Origin of the sequence: Streptomyces sp. NPDC012827, assembly GCF_042900905.1 — a bacterium.
GTDB lineage: Bacteria > Actinomycetota > Actinomycetes > Streptomycetales > Streptomycetaceae > Streptomyces > Streptomyces gulbargensis.
This window is the reverse complement of sequence record NZ_JBIBBY010000004.1, coordinates 286,672-313,349: the sequence shown is the minus strand read 5'-3', so window position 1 is coordinate 313,349 and position 26,678 is coordinate 286,672. Positions and strand designations below refer to the sequence as shown.

Genomic DNA, 26,678 nt, shown 5'->3' with positions numbered 1-26,678 from the left:
CTATGGGACTCGAAGAGAAACTCCCGAGCGGTTTTCTGCTGACGACGGTCGAACAGGCCGCGGGCTGGGTGCGGAAGTCGTCCGTCTTCCCCGCCACCTTCGGCCTCGCCTGCTGCGCCATCGAGATGATGACCACCGGCGCCGGCCGCTACGACCTGGCCCGCTTCGGCATGGAGGTCTTCCGCGGCTCCCCGCGCCAGGCCGACCTGATGATCGTCGCCGGCCGGGTCAGCCAGAAGATGGCGCCCGTCCTGCGGCAGGTCTACGACCAGATGCCGAACCCCAAGTGGGTCATCTCCATGGGCGTCTGCGCCTCCTCGGGCGGCATGTTCAACAACTACGCCATCGTGCAGGGCGTCGACCACATCGTGCCGGTCGACATCTACCTGCCGGGCTGTCCGCCCCGCCCGGAGATGCTGATGGACGCGATCCTCAAGCTCCACCAGAAGATCCAGACCTCCAAGCTCGGCGTGAACGCGGCGGAAGCCGCCCGCGAGGCGGAGGAGGCGGCGCTCAAGGCGCTGCCGACGATTGAGATGAAGGGTCTGCTCCGTTGAGCGACGAGACACCCAACCCCGACAAGGACCTCAGCGCGCAGAACCTGCCCGGCCAGCGCGGCGACCACGGTGAGGAGGTGCGCGTCCAGCGGGGCATGTTCGGCGCCCAGAGCGGCGCGGACACCTCCGGCTACGGCGGCCTCGTCCGCTCCGTCCGGCTCCCCGGGCCCGCCTCCCGGCCGTACGGAGGCTGGTTCGACGAGGTCGCCGACGAGCTGGAGGGCGCTCTGGAGGAACAGGGCCTCGTCCCCGGGAACGCGATCGAGAAGACGGTCGTCGACCGCGGCGAGCTCACCTTCCACATCGAGCGCGAGCACCTCGTCCGCGTGGCCCGCACCCTGCGCGACGACCCCGCTCTCCGCTTCGAGCTGTGCACGGGCGTCTCCGGCGTCCACTACCCGGGCGACAAGGGCCGCGAGCTGCACGCCGTCTACCACCTGCGCTCGCTCACCCACGGCCGGCTGATCCGCCTGGAGGTCTCGGCCCCCGACGCCGACCCGCACATCCCCTCGCTCGTCGCGGTCTACCCGACCAACGACTGGCACGAGCGCGAGGCGTACGACTTCTTCGGCATCGTCTTCGACGGCCACCCCGCCCTCACCCGGATCATGATGCCGGACGACTGGCAGGGCCACCCGCAGCGCAAGGACTACCCCCTCGGCGGCATCGCCGTCGAGTACAAGGGCGCCCAGATCCCGGCTCCGGACCAGCGGAGGTCGTACTCGTGACCACCCCTTCTGCAAGCGCGCGTGAGACGACCGAAGGCACCGTCTACACCGTCACCGGCGGCGACTGGGACGAGGTCGTCCGGTCCGCCGCCGAGGCCGACGACGAGCGCATCGTCGTCAACATGGGCCCCCAGCACCCCTCCACCCACGGCGTGCTCCGGCTCATCCTGGAGATCGACGGCGAGACCGTCACCGAGGCCCGCTGCGGCATCGGCTACCTCCACACCGGCATCGAGAAGAACCTCGAGTACCGGACCTGGACGCAGGGCACCACCTTCGTCACGCGCATGGACTACCTCACCTCGTTCTACAACGAGACGGCGTACTGCCTCGGCGTGGAGAAGCTGCTCGGCATCACCGACCAGGTGCCCGACCGGGCGAGCGTCATCCGGGTCCTCCTCATGGAGCTCAACCGGCTCTCCTCGCACCTGGTCTGCATCGCCACCGGCGGCATGGAACTCGGCGCCACCACGATCATGATCTACGGCTTCCGGGACCGCGAGATGATCCTGGACCTGTACGAGCTGATCACCGGCCTGCGCATGAACCACGCCTTCATCCGCCCCGGCGGCCTCGCCCAGGACCTCCCGCCCGGCGCCGTCGACGCCGTCCGCGAGTTCGTGCGCACCATGAAGAAGAACCTGCCGGAGTACGACAAGCTCGCCACCGGCAACCCCATCTTCAAGGCCCGCATGCAGGACGTCGGCCACCTCGACCTCACCGGCTGCATGGCCCTCGGCGCCACCGGCCCCATCCTGCGCTCCGCGGGCCTCCCGCACGACCTGCGCAAGACCGACCCGTACTGCGGCTACGAGACCTACGAGTTCGAGGTCCCCACCGCCGACAGCTGCGACGCCTACGGCCGCTTCCTCGTCCGGCTGGAGGAGATGCGCCAGTCGCTGCGGATCGTCGAGCAGTGCCTCGACCGCCTGGAGCCCGGGCCCGTCATGGTCGGCGACAAGAAGATCGCCTGGCCCGCGCAGCTCGCGCTCGGCCCCGACGGCCTCGGCAACTCCCTCGACCACATCAAGAAGATCATGGGCACCTCCATGGAGGCCCTGATCCACCACTTCAAGCTCGTCACCGAGGGCTTCCGGGTCCCCCCGGGCCAGGCCTACGTGGCCGTCGAGTCCCCCAAGGGCGAGCTCGGCGTGCACGTCGTCTCCGACGGCGGCACCCGCCCCTTCCGGGTCCACTACCGCGACCCGTCGTTCACCAACCTCCAGGCCATGGCGGCGATGTGCGAGGGCGGCCAGGTCGCCGACGTCATCGTCGCCGTCGCCTCCATCGACCCCGTGATGGGAGGCGTCGACCGATGACCGAGAACGTCAGCCTCGGCATGCCCCAGCTCCCCGCGCCCCCGTACCCGCCGGAGGTCCGGGCCCGCCTGGAGGAGGACGCCAGGGAGATCATCGCCCGCTACCCCGGCTCCCGCTCCGCGCTCCTGCCGATGCTGCACCTGGTGCAGTCGGAGGAGGGCTACGTGACCCGCACCGGCATGCAGTTCTGCGCCGACGTGCTCGGCCTCACCACCGCCGAGGTCACCGCCGTCGCCACCTTCTACACCATGTACCGCCGCAGGCCCTCCGGCGACTACCAGGTCGGGGTCTGCACCAACACGCTCTGCGCGGTCATGGGCGGCGACGCCATCTTCGAGGAGCTCAAGGAGCACCTCGGCGTCGGCAACAACGAGACCACCCCGGACGGCAAGGTCACCCTGGAGCACATCGAGTGCAACGCGGCCTGCGACTTCGCCCCGGTCGTGATGGTCAACTGGGAGTTCTTCGACAACCAGACGCCCGAGTCCGCCAAGAAGATGGTCGACGACCTGCGGGCCGGCCGCACCGTCGAGCCCACCCGCGGCGCACCCCTGTGCACCTTCAAGGAGACCGCCCGGATCCTCGCCGGCTTCCCCGACGAGCGCCCCGGCGCCGTCGAGGCCACCGGCGGAGCCGGCCCGGCCTCCCTCGTCGGACTCCGCCTCGCCAAGGGCGAGGCCCCGCACCACCGAATCGTCCACCCGCGCGGCGAAGTGGCCGGTCAGGAGGGAGAGTGATGACCTTGGCAGCCGAACTCGACAACGCCCGCCCCGAAAAGCTCCTGGCCCCGGTCCTCTCGGCCTTCTGGGACCAGCCCGACTCCTGGACCCTGGAGACCTACGAGCGCCACGAGGGCTACCAGGGCCTCAAGAAGGCCCTCGCGATGAGCCCCGACGACCTCATCGCGTACGTCAAGGAATCCGGCCTCCGCGGACGCGGCGGCGCCGGCTTCCCCACCGGCATGAAGTGGCAGTTCATCCCGCAGGGCGACGGCAAGCCGCACTACCTCGTCGTCAACGCCGACGAGTCCGAACCCGGCACCTGCAAGGACATCCCGCTCCTCTTCGCCAACCCCCACTCCCTCATCGAGGGCATCGTGATCGCCTGCTACGCGATCCGCTCCCAGCACGCCTTCATCTACCTGCGCGGTGAGGTCGTCCCCGTCCTGCGCCGCCTCCACGAGGCCGTCCGGGAGGCGTACGCCGCCGGATACCTCGGCAGGAACATCCTCGGCAGCGGCCTCGACGTCGAACTCACCGTGCACGCCGGCGCCGGCGCGTACATCTGCGGCGAGGAGACCGCCCTGCTCGACTCGCTCGAAGGGCGGCGCGGCCAGCCCCGGCTGCGGCCCCCCTTCCCCGCGGTCGCCGGTCTCTACGCCTGCCCCACCGTGGTGAACAACGTCGAGTCCATCGCGTCCGTTCCCGCGATCCTGCAGCGCGGCAAGGAGTGGTTCACCTCCCTGGGGACCGAGAAGTCCCCGGGCTTCACGCTGTACTCGCTCAGCGGGCACGTCGCCTCGCCCGGCCAGTACGAGGCACCCCTCGGCATCACCCTGCGCCAGCTCCTCGACATGAGCGGCGGCATGCGCCCCGGGCACCGCCTCAAGTTCTGGACCCCCGGCGGCTCCTCCACCCCCATGTTCACCGACGAGCACCTCGACGTGCCCCTCGACTACGAGGGCGTCGGCGCCGCCGGCTCCATGCTCGGCACCAAGGCCCTCCAGTGCTTCGACGAGACCACCTGCGTCGTCCGGGCCGTCACCCGCTGGACCGAGTTCTACGCCCACGAGTCCTGCGGCAAGTGCACCCCCTGCCGCGAGGGCACCTACTGGCTCGTCCAGCTCCTGCGCGACATCGAGGCGGGCCGGGGCGTCCTGGCCGACCTCGACAAGCTGAACGACATCGCCGACAACATCAACGGCAAGTCGTTCTGCGCCCTCGGTGACGGCGCCGCCTCGCCGATCTTCTCCTCGCTGAAGTACTTCCGCGACGAGTACGAGCAGCACATCACCGGCAAGGGCTGCCCCTTCGACCCCGCCAAGTCCACCGCCTGGGCGGACAACCACAAGGAGGTGACGGCATGACGGTCACCACGGCCGGTCCGGCCGGCGGCGGTTCCCCGGCCGTACCCCCGGAGGACCTCGTCACGCTGACCATCGACGGCATCGAGGTCTCCGTCCCCAAGGGGACCCTCGTCATCCGTGCCGCCGAACAGCTCGGCATCGAGATCCCCCGCTTCTGCGACCACCCCCTCCTCGACCCCGCGGGCGCCTGCCGCCAGTGCATCGTCGAGGTCGAGGGCCAGCGCAAGCCGATGGCCTCCTGCACCATCACCTGCACCGACGGCATGGTGGTGAAGTCGCAGCTCACCTCGCCCGTCGCCGAGAAGGCCCAGCACGGTGTGATGGAGCTGCTGCTCATCAACCACCCGCTGGACTGCCCCGTCTGCGACAAGGGCGGCGAATGCCCCCTGCAGAACCAGGCCATGTCCCACGGGCAGGCCGACTCCCGCTTCGACGGGGTGAAGCGGACCTACGAGAAGCCCGTCCACATCTCCACCCAGGTCCTCCTCGACCGCGAGCGGTGCGTGCTCTGCGCCCGCTGCACCCGCTTCTCCAACCAGATCGCCGGCGACCCGATGATCGAACTCATCGAGCGCGGCGCCCTCCAGCAGGTCGGCACCGGCGAGGGCGACCCCTTCGAGTCGTACTTCTCCGGCAACACCATCCAGATCTGCCCGGTCGGCGCCCTCACCTCCGCCGCCTACCGCTTCCGCTCCCGCCCCTTCGACCTCGTCTCCTCGCCGAGCGTCTGCGAGCACTGCGCCGGCGGCTGCGCCACCCGCACCGACCACCGGCGCGGCAAGGTCATGCGGCGGCTCGCCGCCGAGGACCCCGAGGTGAACGAGGAGTGGGTCTGCGACAAGGGCCGCTTCGCCTTCCGGTACGCGCAGACGCGCGACCGGCTCACCGGCCCGCTGGTCCGCAACCCGGAGACCGGCGCCCTGGAGCCGGCCTCCTGGCCCGAGGCCCTGGAGGCCGCCGCCCGCGGTCTCGTCCGCGGCCGGACCGGCGTCCTCACCGGCGGCCGGCTCACCGTCGAGGACGCCTACGCCTACGCCAAGTTCGCCCGGGTCGCCCTGGACACCAACGACATCGACTTCCGGGCCCGCGTCCACTCCGGCGAGGAGGCCGACTTCCTCGCCTCCGCCGTCGCCGGCCGCGGCCGCGACCTGGACGGTGCGGGAGTCACGTACACCTCCCTGGAGGCCGCCCCGGCCGTCCTCCTCGCCGGACTGGAGTCCGAGGAGGAGGCCCCCGGCGTCTTCCTGCGGCTCCGCAAGGCCTGGCGCAAGCACGGCCAGCGGACGTACGCCATCGCCTCCCACGCCACCCGGGGCCTGGAGAAGACCGGCGGCACCCTGCTGCCGGCCGCCCCCGGCACGGAGGCCGAGTGGCTCGACGCCCTCACCTCCGCCGTCGGGCTCTCCGAGGACGGCCTGGCCGCCGCCGAGGCCCTCCGCCAGGAGGGCGCCGTCATCGCCGTCGGCGAGCGGCTCGCCGGCGTGCCCGGCGCGCTCACCGCCGCCCTGCGCGCCTCGGTCGCCACCGGCGCCCGGCTCGTGTGGATCCCGCGCCGCGCCGGGGAACGCGGCGCCGTCGAGGCGGGCGCCCTGCCGTCCCTGCTCCCCGGAGGCCGGCCCGCGACCGACCCGCGGGCCCGCGAGGAGGTCGCCGCCGCCTGGTCCGTACGCGAACTGCCCCACCGCTACGGCCGCGACACCGGCCAGATCGTGGAGGCCGCCGCCACCGGCGAACTCGGCGCGCTGCTCGTCGGCGGCGTCGAGGTCACCGACCTGCCCGACCCGGCGCGCGCCCGCGAGGCCCTCGACGCGGCCTTCGTCGTCTCCCTGGAGCTGCGGCCGAGCGAGGTCACCGAGCGCGCCGACGTCGTCCTGCCGGTCGCCGCCGTCGCCGAGAAGCCCGGCACCTTCCTGAACTGGGAGGGCAGGGCGAGGATGTTCGAGGCCGCGCTCAAGCCGGAGCACCTGACCCGGCCGCTCGCCCCGGCCGACTCCCGGGTCCTCCACATGCTGGCCGACGCCCTCGACGCCCACCTCGCGCTGCCCGACCTGAAGTCGATCCGGCGGGAGATGGACCGGCTCGGCCACTGGACCGGCGAGCGCGCCCCGGAGCCGGCCGGCCACGGCACGCCCGTGCCCCGGGCCGGCGACGGCGAGGCGGTCCTCGCCGGCCACCGGCTGCTGCTCGACCTCGGCCGGCTCCAGGAGGGCGACGCGGCCCTGGCCGGGACCCGCCACGCGGCGGTCGCCCGACTGTCCGCCGCCACCGCCGCCGACACCGGCGTCAAGGACGGCGACCTGCTGGAGGTCACCGGCCCGGCGGGCTCGGTCACCTTCCCGCTCCAGGTCACCGAGATGCCCGACCGCGTGGTCTGGCTCCCGCTGAACTCGGCCGGCCACGGCGTCCTCGCCGACACGGGCGCCCGCCCCGGCGACCCGGTCCGCATCGGCCCGGCCACCCCGACGGAGGTGCAGGCATGAGCATGCCGCTCGCCGCCGAAGACCTGTCCATGTTCGGCACGGACCCCTGGTGGCTCGTCCTGATCAAGGCCGTCTTCTGCTTCGCCTTCCTGATGATCACCGTGCTGTTCTCCATCGTGTGGGAGCGCAAGGTCGTCGCCTGGATGCAGCTGCGCATCGGCCCCAACCGGCACGGCCCCTGGGGCATGCTCCAGTCCCTCGCGGACGGCATCAAGCTGATGCTCAAGGAGGACGTGATCGTCCGGCGCGCCGACAAGGTCGTCTACGTCCTCGCGCCGATCGTCGCCGCCATCCCCGCCTTCATGGCGATCGCCGTGATCCCCTTCGGCCCGGCCGGCAACGAGGTGTCGATCTTCGGCCACCGCACGGCGATGCAGCTGACCGACCTGCCGATCGCGATGCTGTACGTCCTCGCGGTCGCCTCCGTCGGCATCTACGGCATCGTCCTCGCCGGCTGGTCCTCCGGCTCCACGTACCCGCTCCTCGGCGGCCTGCGCTCCTGCGCGCAGATGATCTCCTACGAGATCGCCATGGGCGCCGCCTTCGCCTCCGTCTTCCTCTACTCCGGGTCGATGTCGACCTCGGCGATCGTGGAGGCGCAGGCGGACCGCTGGTTCGTGCTGCTGCTGCCGGTGTCGTTCATCATCTACATCGTCACGATGGTCGGCGAGACCAACCGCGCCCCCTTCGACATGCCGGAGTCCGAGGGCGACCTCGTCGGCGGCTTCAACACCGAGTACTCGTCCATCAAGTTCGCGATGTTCATGCTCGCCGAGTACGTGAACATGGTGACGGTCTCCGCCGTGTCGGTGACCCTCTTCCTGGGCGGCTGGCGGGCCCCGTACCCCGTCTCCACCTTCTGGGAGGGCGCCAACCACGGCTGGTGGCCGCTGCTCTGGTTCGTCCTCAAGGTGCAGCTGCTGCTGTTCTTCTTCATCTGGCTCCGCGGCACCCTGCCCCGCGTCCGCTACGACCAGCTGATGAAGCTCGGCTGGAAGGTCCTCATCCCGGTCTCCGTGGTGTGGCTGATGCTCGTCGCCACCGTCCGGGCGCTGCGCAACGAGAACATCGCCCTCACCAACATCGTCATGTACGTGGCGGGGGCCGTCCTCGCGGTGCTGCTGCTCTCCTTCGTCGCGGACGTCCTCCGCGACCGCAAGGCGAAGGCCGCAGCCACCGCACCGGAGGAGGAGCGCTCCTTCGACCCCATGGCCGGCGGCTTCCCCGTACCGCCCAAGCCCGGACAGACCCTGCCGCCCGTACCGCGGCGCAGGCCCCGGCACGACCGGGACCTCGTCGTCAGCGGGGGCCCCGATACCGCTCCCGCGAATGATGGAAAGGAGACGGACGGTGTCTGATTTCCAGAATCCGGTGGCCGGGTTCGGCGTGACCTTCAAGGCCATGTTCAAGAAGCGGCTGACCGAGCAGTACCCGGAGGAGCCCAAGACCACCGCGCCCCGCTTCCACGGCCGGCACCAGCTCAACCGCCACCCCGACGGGCTGGAGAAGTGCGTCGGCTGCGAGCTGTGCGCCTGGGCCTGTCCCGCCGACGCCATCTACGTGGAGGGCGCGGACAACACCGACGAGGAGCGCTACTCGCCCGGCGAGCGGTACGGCCGCGTCTACCAGATCAACTACGCCCGCTGCATCCTGTGCGGGCTGTGCATCGAGGCCTGCCCCACGCGCGCGCTGACGATGACCAACGAGTTCGAACTGGCCGACTCCTCCCGCGAGAACCTGATCTACACCAAGGAGCAGCTGCTCGCGGGCCTGGAGGAGACCATGGTCGACACCCCGCACGCGATCTTCCCCGGCATGACCGAGCAGGACTACTACCGGGGCCTCGTCACCGAGGCCGCCCCGGACACGGTCCGCCAGGTCGCCGTCTCCAAGGGGGAGAAGGACGAGCCGCAGGGGGCGGAGGCATGAGCGCGACCCTCGCGGCGTACACGACGTCCACGGGCGAGGCCTTCCAGTTCTGGATCCTCGGCACCGTCGCCGTCGTCGGCGCCCTGTGCACCATCCTGATGAGGAAGGCCGTGCACTCGGCCCTCTGCCTCGCCGGCACGATGATCGTCCTCGCCGTCTTCTACCTGGCCAACGGGGCGTACTTCCTCGGCGTCGTCCAGATCGTCGTCTACACCGGCGCGATCATGATGCTGTTCCTCTTCGTGGTCATGCTGGTCGGCGTCACCGCCGCCGACTCGCTGAAGGAGACCCTCAAGGGGCAGCGCTGGTGGGCCGCGGCCTGTGGTCTCGGCTTCGGTGTGCTGCTGGTCGCCGGCATCGGCCAGGCCGCCCTGACCGAGTTCAACGGCCTGGGCGCCGCCAACACCGCCCACGGCGGGAACGTGGAGGGCCTCGCCGCCCTCATCTTCACCAAGTACGTCTTCGCCTTCGAGATCACCGGCGCGCTCCTCATCACCGCCGCCGTCGGCGCGATGGTGCTCACCCACCGCGAGCGCACCGAACGGGCCCGCACCCAGCGCGAGCTGGCCGAGCAGCGCGTACGGGAAGGCAAGCACCTGCCGCCGCTCCCGGCGCCCGGCGTGTACGCCCGGCACAACGCCGTGGACATCCCGGGCCTGCTGCCCGACGGCACCCCGTCCGAGCTCACCGTCATCTCGACCCTGCGCAAGCGGGGTCAGGTCCGGGACGTGTCGAAGGAGGCGCTGGCCGACCTCAAGGCCCTGGAGCAGCGCGCGGCGGAGCGTCTGGGCCGTGACCGGGACGAAGAGGAGGCCACCCGGTGAATCCCGTCAACTACCTGTACCTCGCCGCCCTGCTGTTCACCATCGGTGCGGCCGGGGTGCTGATCCGGCGGAACGCGATCGTGGTCTTCATGTGCGTCGAGCTGATGCTCAACGCCTGCAACCTCGCGTTCGTCGCCTTCTCCCGTATGCACGGCAACCTCGACGGCCAGATCATCGCCTTCTTCACGATGGTCGTGGCCGCCGCGGAGGTCGTCGTCGGGCTCGCGATCATCGTGTCCGTCTTCCGTGCCCGCCACTCGGCCTCGGTCGACGACGCCAGCCTGATGAAGCTGTGAGGGGCTGACCGTGGAAAATCTCATCGCTCCGCTCGTCGGGGCACCCCTGCTCGGCGCGGCCGTCCTGCTGTGCGGCGGGCGGCGGCTCGACAAGGCCGGGCACTGGCTCGGCACGCTGTTCGCGGCGGTCTCCTTCGCGCTCGGCCTGGTCCTCTTCGCCGACATGCTCGGCAAGGGGGCCGAGGACCGGGCGCTGCACCAGCGGCTGTTCAGCTGGGTCCCGGTCGAGGGCTTCCAGGCGGACATCGCCTTCCAGCTCGACCAGCTCTCGATGACGTTCGTGCTGCTGATCACCGGGGTGGGCACGCTCATCCACGTGTACTCGATCGGGTACATGGCGCACGACGAGCGCCGCCGCCGGTTCTTCGGCTATCTGAACCTGTTCGTCGCGGCGATGCTGCTGCTCGTCCTCGCCGACAACTACCTGCTGCTGTACTTCGGCTGGGAGGGCGTCGGCCTCGCCTCGTACCTCCTGATCGGTTTCTGGCAGCACAAGCCCAGCGCGGCGACCGCGGCGAAGAAGGCCTTCCTGGTCAACCGGGTGGGTGACATCGGCCTCTCCATCGCCATCATGATCATGTTCACCACCTTCGGGACCTTCGCCTTCGGGCCGGTCCTGGAGGCGACCGGCGAGGCGTCGCAGGGGACGCTGACCGCGATCGGCCTGATGCTGCTCCTGGCGGCCTGCGGCAAGTCGGCCCAGGTGCCGCTGCAGTCCTGGCTCGGGGACGCGATGGAGGGCCCGACCCCGGTCTCGGCCCTCATCCACGCGGCGACCATGGTCACCGCCGGCGTCTACCTGATCGTGCGCTCGGCCGACATCTTCAACGCCGCCCCGGACGCACAGCTCGTCGTGACCATCGTCGGCGCCGTCACGCTCCTCTTCGGTGCGATCGTCGGTTGCGCCAAGGACGACATCAAGAAGGCGCTGGCCGGCTCGACGATGTCGCAGATCGGCTACATGGTCCTCGCGGCCGGCCTCGGGCCCATCGGCTACGCCTTCGCGATCATGCACCTGGTGACGCACGGCTTCTTCAAGGCGGGTCTCTTCCTCGGCGCCGGTTCGGTCATGCACGGCATGAACGACGAGGTCGACATGCGGAAGTACGGCGGCCTGCGGACGTACATGCCGGTCACCTTCGTCACCTTCGGCCTCGGCTACCTCGCCATCATCGGCTTCCCCGGCCTGTCGGGCTTCTTCTCCAAGGACAAGATCATCGAGGCGGCCTTCGCCAAGGGCGGCACCGAGGGCTGGATCCTCGGCTCCGTGGCCCTGCTGGGCGCGGCCATCACCGCGTACTACATGACCCGCGTGATGATCATGACCTTCTTCGGGGAGAAGCGCTGGCAGCCGGCGCCCGACGCCGACACCGTGCCCGGGGCCGAACCGGCCGCCGAGCACGCCGCGGGCCGGATGCCGCACCCGCACGAGTCGCCGAAGTCCATGACCGTCCCGATGATCCTGCTGGCCGTCGGATCGGTCGGCGCGGGCGCCTTCTTCGGCATCGGCGACCGGTTCGTGAACTGGCTCGCCCCCGTGACCCGGTTCGAGCACGGACACCCGCCGATCAGCGCCGGAGCCATCACCGCCGCCACCGTCGCCGTGATGGTCGTCGGCGTCACGATCGCCTACCTCCAGTACGGCCGCCGGCCCGTCCCGGTGGTCGCCCCGCGCGGCTCCCTGCTCACCCGGGCCGCCCGCCGCGACCTCCTCCAGGACGACTTCAACCACGTCGTCCTGGTCCGGGGCGGCGAGCACCTCACCCGCTCGCTGGTGTACGTCGACCACAGCCTGGTCGACGGCGTGGTCAACGGCACCGCCGCCTCCGTCGGCGGACTCTCCGGCCGGCTGCGCAAGCTCCAGAACGGCTACGCCCGCTCGTACGCGGTCTCCATGTTCGGAGGTACGGCGGTGCTGATCGCCGCGACCCTGCTGATGAGGGCGGTGTAATCCCATGTCCTTCCCGCTCCTGACGGTCACGGCAGCGGTACCGGCGGTCGGTGCGATCCTCACCGCCGCCGTGCCCGCCGCCCGCCGTACCGCCGCCAAATGGCTGGCGCTGCTCGTCTCGCTCGCCACGCTCGCGCTCGCCGCCGTGATCTTCGTACGGTTCGAGCCCGGCGGCGAGCGGTACCAGCTGACCGAATCGCACGCCTGGATCAAGGACTTCGGGGTCCGCTACGAACTGGGCGTCGACGGCATCGGGGTCGCGCTCATCGGCCTCACCGCCCTGCTGATCCCCTTCATCGTCCTGGCCGGCTGGCACGACGCCGACCCCGCGGAGACGTCCTCGAAGAGGTGGCGGCCGACCCAGGGCTTCTTCGCCCTGATCCTCATGGTCGAGGCGATGGTGATCCTCTCCTTCGAGGCCACCGACGTCTTCCTCTTCTACATCCTGTTCGAAGCCATGCTCATCCCGATGTACTTCCTCATCGGCGGCTTCGGCGACCGGGCCCACGCGGGCTCCGACGAGAACGCGGCGGCCCAGCGCTCGTACGCGGCCGTCAAGTTCCTGCTGTACAACCTGGTCGGCGGCCTGATCATGCTGGCCGCCGTCATCGGCCTCTACGTCGTCGCCGGCAACTTCTCGCTCACCGAGATCGCCGAGGCGCGGGCCAACGGCTCGCTGGAGATGGCCACCAGCACCGAGCGGTGGCTGTTCCTCGGTTTCTTCTTCGCCTTCGCGGTGAAGGCGCCGCTGTGGCCGCTGCACACCTGGCTGCCCAACGCGATGGGGGAGGCGACCGCACCGGTCGCCGTCCTCATCACCGCCGTGGTCGACAAGGTCGGCACCTTCGCGATGCTCCGCTTCTGCCTCGGCCTCTTCCCCGAGGCCTCGACGTGGGCCACCCCCGCGATCGTCGTCCTCGCCCTGATCAGCATCGTGTACGGCGCGCTGCTCGCGGTGGGCCAGCGGGACATCAAGCGGCTGGTCGCCTACGCGTCGATCTCCCACTTCGGCTTCATCGTCCTCGGCATCTTCGCGATGACCAGCCAGGGCCAGTCCGGCGCCACGCTCTACATGGTCAACCACGGCATCTCCACCGCCGCCCTCATGCTGGTCGCCGGCTTCCTCATCTCCCGGCGCGGCTCCCGGCTCATCGCCGACTACGGCGGCGTGCAGAAGGTCGCCCCGGTCCTCGCCGGCACCTTCCTCATCGGCGGCCTCGCGACCCTGTCCCTGCCCGGCCTCGCCCCCTTCGTCAGCGAGTTCCTGGTCCTCGTGGGCACCTACGCCCGCTACCCGGTGGCCGGTGTCGTCGCCACCACCGGCATCGTCCTCGCCGCGCTCTACACCCTCGTCCTCTACCAGCGGACGATGACCGGGCCGGTGAGGGAAGAGGTGAAGACCCTGCCCGACCTGCGGGCGCGGGAGCTGGCGGTGGCCGTCCCGCTGATCGCCGTCCTGATCTTCCTCGGCGTCTTCCCCAAGCCCCTGACGGACGTCGTCAACCCGGCGGTCCGGCACACCATGTCCGACGTGCAGCAGAAGGACCCCCAGCCCGCTGTGCCCATCCAGAACGCGGAGGCGGCCAAGTGAGTACAACGGCTGTCCACGACCTGTGGACGACGGCCGCCGAGCCGATCGGCAAGATCCCGGCGCCGCACATCGAGTACGCGCAGCTCGCGCCCGTCCTCATCGTCGTCGGTGCCGCGATCCTCAGCGTCCTGGCCGAGGCCTTCGTGCCCCGCAGGGGCCGCCACCTCAGCCAGGTCGTCCTGAGCGTGCTCGCCCTCGCGGCGGCTTTCGCCGCCGTCGTCGCCCTCGCGGCCGGCGGACACGCCACCACGAAGGCCGGCATCGCGGCCATGGGCGCGATCGCCGTCGACGGGCCCGCCCTCTTCCTCCAGGGCACGATCCTGCTCGCCTCGATCGTCGCCGTCCTCACCTTCGCCGAGCGGCGGCTCGACCCGGCCGACCACGGCCACCGGGTCGACTCCTTCGCCGCCGAGGCCGCCGCCGTCCCCGGCAGCGACCAGGAGAAGGCGGCGGTCCGGGCCGGGTTCACCACCACCGAGGTGTTCCCGCTCGCCCTGTTCGCCGTCGCCGGCATGCTCGTCTTCCCGGCGGCCAACGACCTCCTGACGCTGTTCGTCGCCCTGGAGGTCTTCTCCCTCCCGCTGTACCTGCTCTGCGCCGTCGCCCGCCGCAAGCGGCTGATGTCGCAGGAGGCCGCCGTCAAGTACTTCCTGCTCGGCGCCTTCTCCTCCGCGTTCCTCCTCTTCGGGATCGCCCTGCTCTACGGCTACGCGGGCTCCGTCTCGTACGCCGCCATCGCCGACGTCGTCGACGGCCGCCTGGCCTCCGTCGACCCGGCGCTCGCCGCCACCATGGGCAACGACGTGCTGCTGCTCATCGGCTTCGCCATGGTGCTGATGGGACTCCTGTTCAAGGTCGGCGCGGTGCCGTTCCACATGTGGACCCCGGACGTCTACCAGGGCGCCCCGACACCGGTCACCGGCTTCATGGCCGCCGCCACCAAGGTCGCCGCCTTCGGAGCCCTGCTCCGCCTCCTGTACGTGGTGCTCCCGGGGCTCACCTGGGACTGGCGGCCGGTCATGTGGGGCGTCGCCATCGTCACCATGCTGGGCGGCGCGATCATCGCCATCACCCAGACCGACATCAAGCGGCTCCTCGCCTACTCGTCGATCGCGCACGCCGGGTTCCTGCTCGCCGGTGTCATCGCGGCCACCCCCAGCGGCGTCTCGTCCGTGCTGTTCTACCTCGGCGCGTACTCCTTCGTGACCATCGGCGCCTTCGCCGTCGTCACGCTCGTCCGGGACGCGGGCGGCGAGGCCACCCACCTCTCCAAGTGGGCCGGGCTCGGCCGCCGTTCGCCGCTCGTCGCGGCGGTCTTCGCGGTCTTCCTGCTCGCCTTCGCCGGCATTCCGCTCACCTCCGGCTTCTCCGGGAAGTTCGCGGTCTTCAAGGCGGCGGCGGAGGGCGGCGCCGGGGCGCTCGTCGTGGTCGGCGTGATCTCGTCGGCGATCGCCGCGTTCTTCTACATCCGGGTGATCGTGCTGATGTTCTTCAGCGAGCCGAAGGCCGACGGGCCCACCGTCGCGGTGCCCTCGGCGCTCACCTCGGTCACCATCACCGCCGGTGTGGCCGTCACCCTGGTCCTGGGCCTCGCGCCGCAGTACTTCCTCGACCTCGCGAGCCAGGCGAGCGTCTTCGTGCGGTGACGGGGGCGCACGCCCCGTACGGGAGGGGCCCGGCTCGCCACGAGCCGGGCCCCTCCCGCGTGCCTACCGCCGGGCTCTCCCCTGCTCCCGCCACCCCGGGGGCATCGGCCGGGCACCGGGGCCGCCGCATGCCGGGTGGCCCATGGGAGGGGGTGACCGCGGGGCCCGGCCGTGCCATCGTGGGATGCGCCGTATTGGTCTGTACCAGCGAGAGGAGAGCCGCACCATGCGCGGCACCACCGCGTTACCCGGCAGCCCCTGTGTCGCCCCCCGGGACGGGGAGCCGCCCCTGCACCGCCTGGAGGTGCGCCTGCCGGGGCAAGTGCCCTTCGCGGCCGGCGGGTTCGACGCCATGGGCCCCATGTCACGGGCCGCGTTCCCGCACCGGCACACGTTCTACGAGATCGTCCACGTCGTCACCGGAAGCGGGGTGCACGTGCTCGACGTGGAGCGGTACACGGTGCGCCCGCCGCAGCTGGGAGTGATCCTGCCCGGACAGGTGCACCACTGGGAGGGCGTGCACGGGCTCGACGGGTCGCTCGTGCTGTTCACCCCCGAATTCCTGGGCGGGGGCGGGGACGAGGCGCTGCTGCGGAGGCTGGGGGAACGGCCCTGGGTGGACCTCGACGAGGCGACGCACCGGCGCACGGCGCTGCTCATGGAGGAGCTGGCCGAGGAGTACCGGCACGGTGACGACGGGTTCGCCGGGGTGCTGCGGTCCCTGCTGCACGTGCTGCTGGTCCGGGCCGCGCGACTGCCGGGCGCCGGTGCCGGGCCCGCGCCCGCACGGGGCGTCGCGGAAGAGTTCGTACGGCTCGCCGGACGGGCGGCGACGGAAGGGCTGACCGTGCGGGAGTGCGCCGAGCGGCTCGGGGTGACCCCCGGGTACCTCGCGGAGACCGTGCGCGCCGCCACCGGACGCACCCCCGCCGCCCTGCTCCGCGAGGCCCGGACGCGCGAAGCCCAACGACTGCTCACCGCAACCGAACTGACGGTACGGCAGATCGCGGCCCGGGTCGGGTTCGCCGACCCCGCCTACTTCTGCCGCTTCTTCCGGCGCGAGACCGGCCTGAGCCCCGGTGACTTCCGAAAACACCACGACCACCGCACTGCGTCCCTCGTCCCCGCCGACCCGCGCGCCTAGGTTCGATGCCGATCCCGCAGCCCCCCACCAGAGGAGCAGGCACCGGTATGGACAGGAACATCGAGAGCGAGACCGGCGGCACCGGACACGTCACCCGCAAGGCCGTGCTGCGCGCCGCGCTCGCCGCAGGGCTCACCGCGCCCGCCGTGCTCATGGGCGTCCCCGCGCTCGCCCGCACCCTCACCGGGAGCGAGGTGCCGCCCGCCCTCACCCCCGCCTGCGACGACGGGGACGACCCCACGCCCCCGCAGACGGAAGGCCCGTACTTCAAGCCGAACTCGCCCCGCCGCACCAGCCTGGTGGACGCGAGCACACCCGGCACCCGGCTCACCGTCAGCGGCTACGTCTTCGGCCTCGCCTGCCGGCCGGTCGCCGGTGCCCTGCTCGACTTCTGGCAGGCCGACGTCAACGGAGCCTACGACAACAGCGGTTTCCGCTTCCGCGGCCACCAGTTCACCGACGCGAGCGGCGCCTTCCGGCTCAGCACGATCGTTCCCGGCCTCTACCCGGGCCGTACCCGCCACATCCACGTCAAGGTCCAGGCCCCCGGCCGCCCGGTGCTCACCACCCAGCTGTACTTCCCGGGCGAACCCCGCAACAACACCGACTCGATATTCGACCCACGGCTGCTCATGACCGTGCGGGACGCGGGCGGCGCCAGGGAGGCCGCCTTCGACTTCGTCCTGAACGTGCCGCAGCAGCCGGGCCCGAGCCCCACGCCGACCCCCACCGGGACGCCCGGCGGTACCTGGGCCGCCGGAACCGCCTATCGGCCCGGCGACTCCGTGACGTACGGCGGCCGGGGCTACACCTGCCTCCAGGCGCACACCGCCCAGGCGGGCTGGGAGCCGCCGAACGCGCCCGCCCTCTGGCGCCTCCTCTGACGGACGGCCGCTCGCCGGTCGTACGGCCCCCACGGGAGCCCGGTACGACCGGCGAGCGGCCCCCGATCAGGCGGAAGGAACGATCCGGCCCCGGACCTCGCCCAGCGCCACGCGCGTGCCGTCCGGGCCCGGCGCCCACGCCGTGAGCACGACCTCGTCGCCGTCCTCCAGGAACGTCCGCTTGCCCCCGGCCAGTTCGAGCGCGTCCCGGCCGTTCCACGTCAGCTCCAGGAGCGAACCGCGCTGGTTCACGTCGGGCCCGGACACCGTCCCCGAGCCGTACAGGTCACCCGTGCGCAGCGAGGCACCGTTCACCGTCATGTGGGCGAGCTGCTGGGCCGCCGTCCAGTACATGGTGGAGAACGGCGGCTCGGCGACCACCTCGCCGTTGATCTCCACCGTGATCCGCAGGTCGAAGCCGCCCGGCTCCTCCTCGCCCGCGTCGTCCAGGTACGGCAGCAGCGGGAAGTCCCGCGCGGGCGGGGCGGTGCGGGCCGCGTCCAGCGCCTCCAGGGGCGTCACCCACGCCGACACCGAGGTCTGGAACGACTTGCCCAGGAACGGGCCCAGCGGCACGTACTCCCAGGCCTGCACGTCCCGCGCCGACCAGTCGTTGAGCAGCGTCAGGCCGAAGACGTGCTCCCGGAAGTCGCTCAGCGGGACCGGCTGGCCCAGCTCCGACGGGGTGCCGACGAGGAAGCCGACCTCCGCCTCGATGTCCAGCTTCACCGACGGGCCGAAGACGGGCGCCGCGTCGGACGGCGCCTTGCGCTGCCCGGAAGGCCGTACGACATCGGTCCCGGAGACCACCACCGTGCCGGCGCGGCCGTGGTAACCGATGGGCAGGTGCTTCCAGTTGGGGGTCAGCGGCTCACCGTCCGGACGGAAGATCCGGCCCACGTTCGTGGCGTGGTGCTCGCTCGCGTAGAAGTCCACGTAGTCCGCGACCTCGTACGGCAGGTGCAGCGTCACCGCGTCCAGCGGGTGCAGCAGCGGCTCGATGTCGGGGCGGTGCGCCGGCACCGTCACCCAGGCCGTCAGCGCCCGCCGCACGTCACGCCAGGCCGTCCGGCCCGCGGCGAGCAGCGGGTTCAGGCTCGGCTGCGCGAGCAGCGTGGCGTACGGGGAGCCGAGCGCGTGCGCCGCGGCCCCCGCGTCCAGCACGTACCCGCCGATGCGGACACCGAGCCTGCGCCGGCCGGGCTCGTCGGCGGTCGAGAAGACGCCGTACGGGAGGTTGTGCGGGCCGAAGGGGTCGCCCTCGGCCAGGTCGAGCGGGCTGTGCTCGGGCATGGCTGCGTGCCTCGCTTTCCACGTGTGTGGGGGACACGTTACGGGGCGGGCCGCCGGGCGCGGATGACATGGATCACAGAGAAACCGGGGCCTCCGTGGGCAACTGTCCCGCTTCGGGCGCTTTGCGGTCGGAGTGGCGCCGGACCCCCGCCCGAGCTGCGGGAAAGCGGCCCCCGCGCGGTGGATGCGGCCCCCTACGATCAGCGTGGCGCCGCGCCCGCGTGAGCATGCCGCCGACGCGCGCCCCACCACACTCTTCTCGCAGTTCCTCTGACCAGGAAAAGGCCCACACCTGTGAAGATCCGCCGCATCCTGGCGACCGCCGTCGCCGCCGCCGTCACCACGCCGGTCGTGTTCCTCTCGGCCGGCCCCGCCTTCGCCACGCCCACCCCGACGCCCGCGCAGACGCAGGCCCCCGCGACCCACGAGGACGGGGAGAAGCCGTCCCTGGAGGAGCTGGAGGAGGCCGTCGACAAGGCGCGGGCCAAGGTCGCCGAGCTCGAGGCGCAGCGCAAGGCGGTCCTGAAGGACCTCGACGAGACCAACATCGACGAGGCCCTCAAGACCGAGCTCGCCGCCGCCAAGGAGGCCCTCAAGACCGCCGAGGACGCCAGGACCGCCGCCGACGCGGCCCTCGCCGCGGCCGAGGACGCCCTGAAGAAGCTGCCCGGGACCGCCACCGAGCAGGAGAAGGCGGACGCCGAGAAGGCCGTCGCCGACGCGAAGAAGGCCGTCGAGGGCGCCGCCGCCACCCTGGCCGCCGCCAAGCTCCGCCACGGCAAGGCCGACACCGCGTTCGACGACGCCGTCGTCGCCCTGGCGAAGAAGGCCCACATCCTCGGTGAGCGGCTGAAGCTGGCCAAGCAGGAGCTCGCCGACGCCCGGGACGCCCTCGAAGGCTTCGAGGAGCTGCCCGAGGAGTGCGAGGAGGGCGAGGCCCTCGCCGTCCAGGTGACCGGCCCCACCACCGTCACCGCCGGGACCAGCGCGGTGTTCTCGCTGAAGGTCAGGAACACCTCCGAGCGCACCCTCGACGCCGTCGAGGCCTACGCCTTCGCCGCGACCCTCCCCACCGACTGGGAGGAGATCGACGAGAACGAGGAGCCGCCGAGCGGCTGGAACAAGTTCATCACCGTCGAGTGGTCCTCCGCCAAGAACCCGGCGTGGAGCCGGCTCTCCGAGGAGTTCGACGGCATCGAGCTCGGCGCCCTCGCCAAGGGCGGCCAGGCGGACGTGAAGCTGCGCCTGACCGTCGACGCCAAGACGCCCACCGCCCAGGGTGTGGCCTTCGCCGCCGGCGCGTACGAGAACGAGGACGGCTCCTGCGGCTTCGGCGACAACTCCGAGGCCTTCTTCGACATCGTCCCCGCCGGCAAGGACGACAAGCCGGCGCCGACCCCGACGCCGTCCCCGTCGACCACCACCGCCACCCCGACCCCGGTGCCCACCGTCACCACCGGCAACACGAACACCACGCCGCAGGGCGGCTCGTCCACCACCCCGGTCAACCGCGGCACCCTCGCCGCCACCGGTTCCGGCGACCACCTGCCGCAGCTCGGCCTGGCCGCCGGTGCCGCCGTCGTCCTCGGCGCCGGCGCGCTCGTCGTCGCCCGCCGCCGCAAGGCCGGCGCCGGAGCGTAACCCCTTCCGGTCCCCCGTACGGCCGCGGCTCAGCCCGCCGTACGGGGGATCCGCCGTTCCCAGGTGCGGTGGAAGACGATCTCCCCGCCCTCCGCGCACACCACCTCGTGCGAGGTGTGGAAGGCGTCCGCGTCGCAGGTGGTCTCGGCGCGGAGCTCCACCGTGACGTCCCAGCCGAGCTCGGGCCGGTGCAGCCGGACCGACCGGTCCGAGCGGGCCCGGGCCGACAGCGGTCCGCTCTCCTCGATCGTGTACGTGTCCAAGGCGTCCTCCGTGACCTCCAGGCCGTCCGGGTGGACCTGTGTCCCGCCGTCCCGGGGATCGTCCTCCAGACGCCACTCGCCCTTCACCACGTCCCGCACCACCGTCCGTTCCGGCCGCGGCTCCTCCAGGGTGCCCGGGACGGTGACGCCCGTCGGCCCGGCCTGCTCCGGCTCCTCCCACACGACGTTGTCCCGCGTCGGGGCCCGGACCGGCAGCGTGAGCGAGGAGCCCGCCGGGTCCAGCGTGAAGCCCGCCCCGTCCGGCCCGGGCCAGAGCCACGGCCAGTACGCGGAGGAGACCGCGAGCCGTACCCGGTGGCCGGGGGCGAAGGCGTGCCCGGCGGTGCCCAGCTCGAAGCGGACGCTCTCCCACCCGCCGGTGCGCGCGGGCTCCGCCCGGTCCGGGCCGGAGGGGGCGGAGAGGTCCAGGGCGCCCTGGGTGACGAGGGCCGAGGAGCCGTCCGGGGCGACGTCGCAGAGCCGGGCGACGGCCCGGCCGGTGGGCGCTTCCGCGCGCAGGGCGAGGCGCACCGACGGGCGGCCCAGGATCTCGACCGGTTCCCCGTCCTCGGGGACGGTGAAGTCGAAGCAGGCCGAGAGCGCGTCCTCGCCGCGCTGGTCCGGCGGCAGGTCGCCGTCGTTCCCCGACGGCAGGAGGCGGCCCGCGTCCACGCCGGTCCACGGGGGCGAGGCGACGGCCACCGGCGTGCCCCCGAAGCCGTACGTGACGGGTGTGACGTGCGGGGACGGCCAGGAGGGGTCGGCGACCCACCGGCCCGGCAGCTCCCGGTACACCGGGGCCGGGGGACGGGAGCCGCCGATCCAGGAGCGCAGCAGCGGCTCGTCCATCACTCCGTTGCCGATGCCCTTGAGGTGGTGGTCCCACCAGCGCAGGGTCTCCTGGAGGAAGCCGACGGCGGAGCCCGGCGGCAGCGCCCGGTCGGGGTAGTGGACGGACCAGGGGCCGAGGACGGCCCGTACCCGGTCCGGGGGGAGGTGCTCGGCCAGGCGCAGGACGGTGTCGCGGTACGGGTCGTGGAGCCCGCCGACGGCGAGGACGGCGGCCCGGATCGTGCCGTGCTCCCCGGGCCCCCGCTCGTCGTGGGTCGAAGGGGCGAGCCACCGCGGGAGGAGCGGCTCCACCGCCTCCAGCCGTTCCAGCCAGCGCTCGCGCCACTCCTCGCCCGCGTAGCGGGGGTCGGGCGGCCGGCAGGCCAGGGAGAGCAGGGCGGCGGCCCGGGGCAGGGCTCCCGCGAGGACGGAGCCGTCCAGGTGGGGGAGGGCTTTCCCGTGGGGGCCGTCGGTGGCGCCCACGGCGACGACGGCCTTGAGCGGGCCGGGGGCGCGGGCGGCGATCCGCAGGGCGGCGGCGCCGCCCCAGGAGACGCCGAGGACACCGACCTCACCGGTGCACCAGGGCCGGCCGGCCAGCCAGTGCACGAGCGCCACCCCGTCGTCCGTCCCGGTGGCGTCGAGCCCGTCGCCGGGCAGGCCCCCGCTGTTGCCGTACCCCCGCACGTCGACACGGACGGAGGCGTAGCCGTGGCCCGCGTACCAGGGGTGTCGCTGTCCGTCGCGGGCCACCGTCCCGTCGGTCAGCCGGCACGGGTCGTACTCCAGGAGGGCCGGGACGGGCTCGTCGGTGACCGGGCGCCACACGCGCGCGTACAGCGGGGTGCCGTCGGGCATCGGGACGCGGAGGTCCTCGTGCCGGGTCGCGTACGGGAAGTCGGTGCGGATCCTGGTCACCGGGTCACCTCCACGGCCGCCGTACGCCGTTCGTTTCCATGCCACTCCCCGTTCGGGACAAAACGCCTACTCATGGCCGTATGGGCCGATCACGAACATACCGGGGGTGACGGGAAGGCGCCCACGGTGATCGAAACGTGACCGGATACGCTGGCTTGAGCGAATCCAGCGACACATCGGCGATCCAGGTGATCGTGAGCAACCCGTGTGATCGTCAGCAGGCGTCAGCAGACAGGAGACCCCCTCGTGACCGTCGTCGGGCCGTTCGGTCTTAGCGTGCGGGACCAGGCTCTTGAGGCCGATGTCCAGAGCGGGTTGGCGGCCGTGGAGGCGGGCCTCCTGGACGCCACCAAGAGCGATGTCCCGTTCATCACGGAGGCCGCCCAGCACCTCGTCCTGGCCGGGGGCAAGCGGTTCCGTCCCCTGCTCGTGATGCTCGCCGCCCAGTTCGGCGACCCGCACGCCCCGGGGGTCGTCCCCTCCGCCGTGGTCGTCGAGCTGACACATCTCGCCACGCTCTACCACGACGACGTCATGGACGAGGCCGACGTACGGCGCGGGGTGCCCAGCGCCAACGCCCGCTGGGGCAACTCCATCGCCGTCCTCACGGGTGACTTCCTCTTCGCCCGCGCGTCGCACACGCTCGCGGATCTCGGCCCCGAGGCCGTACGCATCCAGTCCGAGGCGTTCGAGCGGCTCGTCACCGGCCAGATCCTGGAGACCGCGGGCCCCACCGACGGCCGCGACCCCGTCGACCACTACCTCGACGTGCTCGGCGGCAAGACCGGTTCGCTCGTCGCCGTCTCCTGCCGCTTCGGCGCCATGATGGCCGGCGCCGACCGGTCCGTCGTCGACACCCTCACGCAGTACGGTGAGCGGCTCGGCGTCGCCTTCCAGCTCGCCGACGACGTCCTCGACATCGCCTCCGACTCCCACGAGTCCGGCAAGACCCCCGGCACCGACCTCCGCGAAGGCGTCCCGACCCTCCCCGTCCTCCGGCTCCGCGCCGCCGCGGCCGCCCACGGCCGCCCCGAGGACCTGGAACTGGTCGCCCTCATCGACGGCGACCTGACCGACGACGAGCGCCACGCCGAGGCCCTGCGCCGGCTCCGCGTCCACCCCGCCCTGGAGCAGGCCCGCCGGGACACCGTGCGGTACGCGGAGGAGGCCAGGGCCATGCTGGCGCCGCTGCCCGACGGCTACGCGAAGGCGGCCCTGGCGGAGCTCTGCGACGCGGTCGTCCACCGCGCGGGCTAGGCACTTCTCGGGGTCGCGTCATACCGGAGCAGTACGCCCGGTTGCTCCCCGGGGCTGACGCCCCGGGGCCCTTTTCCTGGTGGGATGGAGACATCGACCACGGAGGGCACGGAGGTAGCGCAGACCATGGCACAGACCCGTAAGGCGAGCCGTTACATCGTTCCGGTGGCGGTGGCCGGAGCGGCCGCCGCCACCATCGGCCTCGTACCGGCCCTGGCGGCGTCCGGCGATCCGGACCTGCCGAAGATCACCGCGCAGCAGCTCATCGAGAAGATCGCCGCCTCGGACACCCAGACCCTGTCCGGCACGTTCAGGATCTCCACCGACCTGGGCCTGCCCGCCCTCGACGGCCTCCTCTCCGGCGTCGCCGGAGGCGGCGGCTCCGGCTCGGCGGACCCGTCGGAACAGCTCACCCGGCTCGTCTCCGGCACCCACACCCTGCGGGTGGCGGCGGACGGCCCCGAGCGGCAGAGGCTCACCCTGCTCGACGGCAAGAACGAGTACAGCCTCGTCCACAACGGCACCGACGTGTGGGCGTACGACAGCGCGAGCAACGAGGTCTTCCACGAGAAGACGCCGGCGGAGGCCGGGGAGGAGCGCGGCGAGGAACTGCCGGGCACGCCGAAGCAGCTGGCCGACGAGGTCCTGAAGGCGGCCGGTGACACGACCTCGATCACCGTCGGCGGTACGGCGAAGGTGGCCGGCCGGGACGCGTACCAGCTGGTGATCGAGCCGAAGCAGAGCGGTTCGACCGTGGAGTCCGTGAAGATCGCGGTGGACGCGGCGACGGGCACCCCGCTCAAGTTCACCCTGGCCTCGGTCCAGGGCGGCAAGCCGGTCCTCGACGCGGGCTTCACCAAGGTCGACTTCGGCCGGCCGGCCGCCTCGGAGTTCACCTTCCAGGTGCCCAAGGGCGCCAAGGTGACGGAGGGCGGCGCGGAGGCCGCGGGCGAGGACGCGGAGAAGGAGCTGGAGAAGGGCTTCGGCCTCGGCGCCCCGGGCCTCGGCGGTCCCGACGGCGGACCGAACGTGATCGGGGAGGGCTGGACGGCCGTCGCGAAGCTCGACACCGGCGCGCCGACGCCCGGGAAGGGCGAGGCGCCGAAGGAGGTCCAGGGCTTCCTGGACTCCTTCGGCGAGAAGGTCACCGGCTCCTTCGGATCGGGCACCGTCTTCTCCACGAAGCTGGTGAACGCGCTGATGACGGACGACGGCACGGTGTACGTCGGCGCGGTCACGAAGGACGCCCTGGTGAACGTGGCGAACGCCGACAAATAGCGGCTGCCGGCGCCTTGTTGGGGACCCGGGCGGGGCGGGGGCGATGGTCACCGGCCCGCCCGGGAGCGTAGGGCGGGAAGCCTCCTCGGAGGCTTCCCGGCTTTTTTACGGGAAGGTCAGCTTGACGCTGTTGATGTAGCCGGTGTCGGCGGAGGCCCTGTCCTGGGCGCGGAGCTTCCAGGCGCCGTTGGCGACCTCGGAGGAGGCGTTCACGGTGTAGGTCTGGACGATGTTGTCGGCGCTGCCGCCGGTGCGGTTGTGCAGGTTGTAGACGGTGCCGTCGGGGGCGACGAGGTCGACGACGAGGTCACCGATGTAGGTGTGGACGATGTTCACGTCCACCTTGAGGGTGGAGGGCGCGTTGCCGGTGACCCCGGTGACGTTGACGGTGGAGGTCACCGCGGCGCCGTTGTCCGGGACGGACACGTCGGCGGTGTTCTCGAAGACCTTGCCGGTGGGCGGCGGGGTGGTCGTGCCGGACAGCGTCCACAGGGCGTGCGCGACGGCGTCGCTGTTGCGGTCCAGGGCGGTGTCGTTGATGTTCGACGTCGTGTCGCAGGACGAGTGGTAGCAGCGGTCGAAGGCCGTGGCCGTACCGCCCCACTTGGTCACCTGCGCGCTGGTCTTCACCCGGCTCGCGCCGGTGAAGAGACCGCCGACCGGGATGCCCACGTTCTTGAAGGAGGCGTGGTCGGAGCGGCCGTCGCCCTCGGTCTCGATCTCCGTCGGGACGCCGAGGCCCGCGAAGTAGTCCTTGAACGTCTTCTCGATCACCGGGTCGTCGTCGTAGACGAAGTAGCCCGGGTTCGGCGACCCGATCATGTCGAAGTTGAGGTAGCCGGCGAACTTGGACCGCTCGGTCGTCGGCAGCTGGTTCACGTAGTACTTCGAGCCGACGAGGCCGAGCTCCTCGGCGCCCCACCAGCCGAACCGCAGGTGCTTGGAGGGCTGGTAGCCGGCCCGGGCCACGGCGAGGGCCGCCTCCAGGACGGCGGCGGAGCCGGAGCCGTTGTCGTTGATCCCGGCGCCGGAGGAGACCGAGTCGAGGTGTGCTCCGGCCATCACGACCTGGTTCGGGTCTCCGCCCGGCCAGTCGGCGATCAGGTTGTAGCCGGTGGTGCCGTTGTAGCTGAACTGCTGGACCGTGGTGGTGTAACCGGCCGCGTCCAGCTTGGCCTTCACGAAGTCGATGGACGCCTTGTAGCCGGGGCGGCCGTGGGCGCGGTTGCCGCCGTTGGCGGTGGCGATCGCCTGGAGGTCCGTCAGGTGCTGCTTGACGTTGGCGAGCGGGATGTCGGGGGCGGCGGCCAGGGCCGAGGCTGCCCGGGATTCGGCGCCGGCGGTGCCGGTCAGACCGCCCAGGGCGAGGGCGGTGAGCGCGGCGGCCGCGACGGCGCGTCGGGGAACGGAGAGGTTCATGTGGGGGCTCCGGATTCCGAACGGGGGATGGGACGGAACGTGCGAGACGCCTCGGGCCGGGTAGCCACGAGGCGCTGGAGCTGTACGAGTGCACGTGCGGTGTTCAGTTGTTCCGTTGAACGAGTGTGCGTGTGCGTGCTGAATGTTCAGCGAGAGTTTGACTTGGCGTCAAGAGCGGAAACCGGTCACGGCCGTTCGCTGAGCGGACGGGCCCGGTGACGTGCGGGGCGGACGGGCGCCGAGGGGTGGCGGAGACGGTCCGGAGCGCCTGGGGGAGTTCCGGAGGTCGGCGGGGCCCGGGGCCCCGGCCGGGCGGACCCCCGGTGGCGTACGGGTCCCGGCC

Annotated in this window: 21 protein-coding genes; 18 read left to right on the top strand and 3 right to left on the bottom strand. The window is 71.9% G+C overall.

Annotated features, from left to right (window positions below):
• The first annotated feature begins 2 nt into the window (after positions 1-2).
• From ACFY60_RS10890 to ACFY60_RS10820, 15 genes are all read left to right on the top strand, one after another.
• Positions 3-557 (top strand): NADH-quinone oxidoreductase subunit B family protein, encoded by a 555-nt coding sequence (locus ACFY60_RS10890; protein ID WP_309051207.1) that lies wholly within the window; start codon positions 3-5, stop codon positions 555-557.
• Complete coding sequence (locus ACFY60_RS10885) at positions 554-1,285, top strand: NADH-quinone oxidoreductase subunit C (RefSeq protein ID WP_388610611.1); 732 nt, start codon at positions 554-556, stop codon at positions 1,283-1,285. Before ACFY60_RS10890 ends, ACFY60_RS10885 begins: the two co-directional genes overlap by 4 nt.
• Positions 1,282-2,604, top strand: coding sequence for an NADH-quinone oxidoreductase subunit D (locus ACFY60_RS10880; protein WP_388610613.1), 1,323 nt, complete (start codon positions 1,282-1,284; stop codon positions 2,602-2,604). The genes ACFY60_RS10885 and ACFY60_RS10880 overlap by 4 nt, the downstream gene beginning before the upstream one ends.
• Positions 2,601-3,341, top strand: a complete 741-nt coding sequence (nuoE, locus tag ACFY60_RS10875) for an NADH-quinone oxidoreductase subunit NuoE (protein ID WP_388610615.1) — start codon at positions 2,601-2,603, stop codon at positions 3,339-3,341. The genes ACFY60_RS10880 and nuoE overlap by 4 nt, the downstream gene beginning before the upstream one ends.
• Positions 3,341-4,690: an NADH-quinone oxidoreductase subunit NuoF gene (gene nuoF, locus ACFY60_RS10870; protein WP_388610617.1), complete on the top strand. Its 1,350-nt coding sequence runs from the start codon at positions 3,341-3,343 to the stop codon at positions 4,688-4,690. The genes nuoE and nuoF overlap by 1 nt, the downstream gene beginning before the upstream one ends.
• Positions 4,687-7,170 (top strand): NADH-quinone oxidoreductase subunit G, encoded by a 2,484-nt coding sequence (locus ACFY60_RS10865; RefSeq protein WP_388610619.1) that lies wholly within the window; start codon positions 4,687-4,689, stop codon positions 7,168-7,170. The genes nuoF and ACFY60_RS10865 overlap by 4 nt, the downstream gene beginning before the upstream one ends.
• Positions 7,167-8,528 (top strand): NADH-quinone oxidoreductase subunit NuoH, encoded by a 1,362-nt coding sequence (gene nuoH / locus ACFY60_RS10860; RefSeq protein ID WP_388610621.1) that lies wholly within the window; start codon positions 7,167-7,169, stop codon positions 8,526-8,528. Before ACFY60_RS10865 ends, nuoH begins: the two co-directional genes overlap by 4 nt.
• Positions 8,500-9,099 (top strand): NADH-quinone oxidoreductase subunit NuoI, encoded by a 600-nt coding sequence (gene nuoI / locus ACFY60_RS10855; RefSeq protein WP_388610623.1) that lies wholly within the window; start codon positions 8,500-8,502, stop codon positions 9,097-9,099. The genes nuoH and nuoI overlap by 29 nt, the downstream gene beginning before the upstream one ends.
• Positions 9,096-9,923 carry an NADH-quinone oxidoreductase subunit J gene (locus ACFY60_RS10850; RefSeq protein ID WP_309051215.1) on the top strand — a complete coding sequence of 276 codons (828 nt, stop codon included), beginning with the start codon at positions 9,096-9,098 and terminating at the stop codon, positions 9,921-9,923. Before nuoI ends, ACFY60_RS10850 begins: the two co-directional genes overlap by 4 nt.
• Positions 9,920-10,219: an NADH-quinone oxidoreductase subunit NuoK gene (gene nuoK / locus ACFY60_RS10845; RefSeq protein ID WP_030214504.1), complete on the top strand. Its 300-nt coding sequence runs from the start codon at positions 9,920-9,922 to the stop codon at positions 10,217-10,219. The genes ACFY60_RS10850 and nuoK overlap by 4 nt, the downstream gene beginning before the upstream one ends.
• Before the next feature lie 10 nt (positions 10,220-10,229).
• Positions 10,230-12,170 carry an NADH-quinone oxidoreductase subunit L gene (gene nuoL / locus ACFY60_RS10840; protein ID WP_388610625.1) on the top strand — a complete coding sequence of 647 codons (1,941 nt, stop codon included), beginning with the start codon at positions 10,230-10,232 and terminating at the stop codon, positions 12,168-12,170.
• Between the two features lie 4 nt (positions 12,171-12,174).
• A complete protein-coding gene (locus ACFY60_RS10835) occupies positions 12,175-13,761 on the top strand; it encodes an NADH-quinone oxidoreductase subunit M (RefSeq protein ID WP_388610627.1) in 1,587 nt (528 codons plus the stop codon).
• Positions 13,758-15,407 (top strand): NADH-quinone oxidoreductase subunit NuoN, encoded by a 1,650-nt coding sequence (nuoN, locus tag ACFY60_RS10830; RefSeq protein ID WP_388610629.1) that lies wholly within the window; start codon positions 13,758-13,760, stop codon positions 15,405-15,407. The genes ACFY60_RS10835 and nuoN overlap by 4 nt, the downstream gene beginning before the upstream one ends.
• A 226-nt stretch (positions 15,408-15,633) precedes the next feature.
• Positions 15,634-16,551, top strand: a complete 918-nt coding sequence (locus tag ACFY60_RS10825) for a helix-turn-helix domain-containing protein (RefSeq protein WP_388610631.1) — start codon at positions 15,634-15,636, stop codon at positions 16,549-16,551.
• 47 nt (positions 16,552-16,598) lie between these two features.
• Positions 16,599-17,435, top strand: coding sequence for a carbohydrate-binding protein (locus ACFY60_RS10820; protein WP_388610632.1), 837 nt, complete (start codon positions 16,599-16,601; stop codon positions 17,433-17,435).
• A gap of 66 nt (positions 17,436-17,501) precedes the next feature.
• Here ACFY60_RS10820 and fahA read toward each other — a convergent pair whose 3' ends face one another.
• Entirely contained in the window at positions 17,502-18,728 is a 1,227-nt protein-coding gene (gene fahA / locus ACFY60_RS10815) for a fumarylacetoacetase (protein WP_388610634.1), read from the bottom strand.
• Between the two features lie 294 nt (positions 18,729-19,022).
• Here fahA and ACFY60_RS10810 point away from each other — a divergent pair, with 294 nt between their 5' ends.
• The gene (locus ACFY60_RS10810; protein WP_388610635.1) at positions 19,023-20,369 is read left to right on the top strand and encodes a peptidase; all 1,347 of its coding nucleotides are present in this window, start codon (positions 19,023-19,025) and stop codon (positions 20,367-20,369) included.
• 29 nt (positions 20,370-20,398) lie between these two features.
• Here ACFY60_RS10810 and ACFY60_RS10805 read toward each other — a convergent pair whose 3' ends face one another.
• Positions 20,399-22,321, bottom strand: a complete 1,923-nt coding sequence (locus ACFY60_RS10805) for a CocE/NonD family hydrolase (RefSeq protein WP_388611034.1) — start codon at positions 22,319-22,321, stop codon at positions 20,399-20,401.
• Between the two features lie 306 nt (positions 22,322-22,627).
• Between ACFY60_RS10805 and ACFY60_RS10800 the strand changes: the two genes are divergently transcribed.
• Together ACFY60_RS10800 and ACFY60_RS10795 are read left to right on the top strand one after the other, a co-directional pair.
• Positions 22,628-23,638: a polyprenyl synthetase family protein gene (locus ACFY60_RS10800; protein ID WP_388610637.1), complete on the top strand. Its 1,011-nt coding sequence runs from the start codon at positions 22,628-22,630 to the stop codon at positions 23,636-23,638.
• Between the two features lie 126 nt (positions 23,639-23,764).
• A complete protein-coding gene (locus ACFY60_RS10795) occupies positions 23,765-24,916 on the top strand; it encodes an outer membrane lipoprotein carrier protein LolA (RefSeq protein ID WP_388610638.1) in 1,152 nt (383 codons plus the stop codon).
• 105 nt (positions 24,917-25,021) lie between these two features.
• Here ACFY60_RS10795 and ACFY60_RS10790 read toward each other — a convergent pair whose 3' ends face one another.
• Positions 25,022-26,335: a M28 family metallopeptidase gene (locus ACFY60_RS10790; protein ID WP_388610640.1), complete on the bottom strand. Its 1,314-nt coding sequence runs from the start codon at positions 26,333-26,335 to the stop codon at positions 25,022-25,024.
• Between the last annotated feature and the right edge of the window lie 343 nt (positions 26,336-26,678).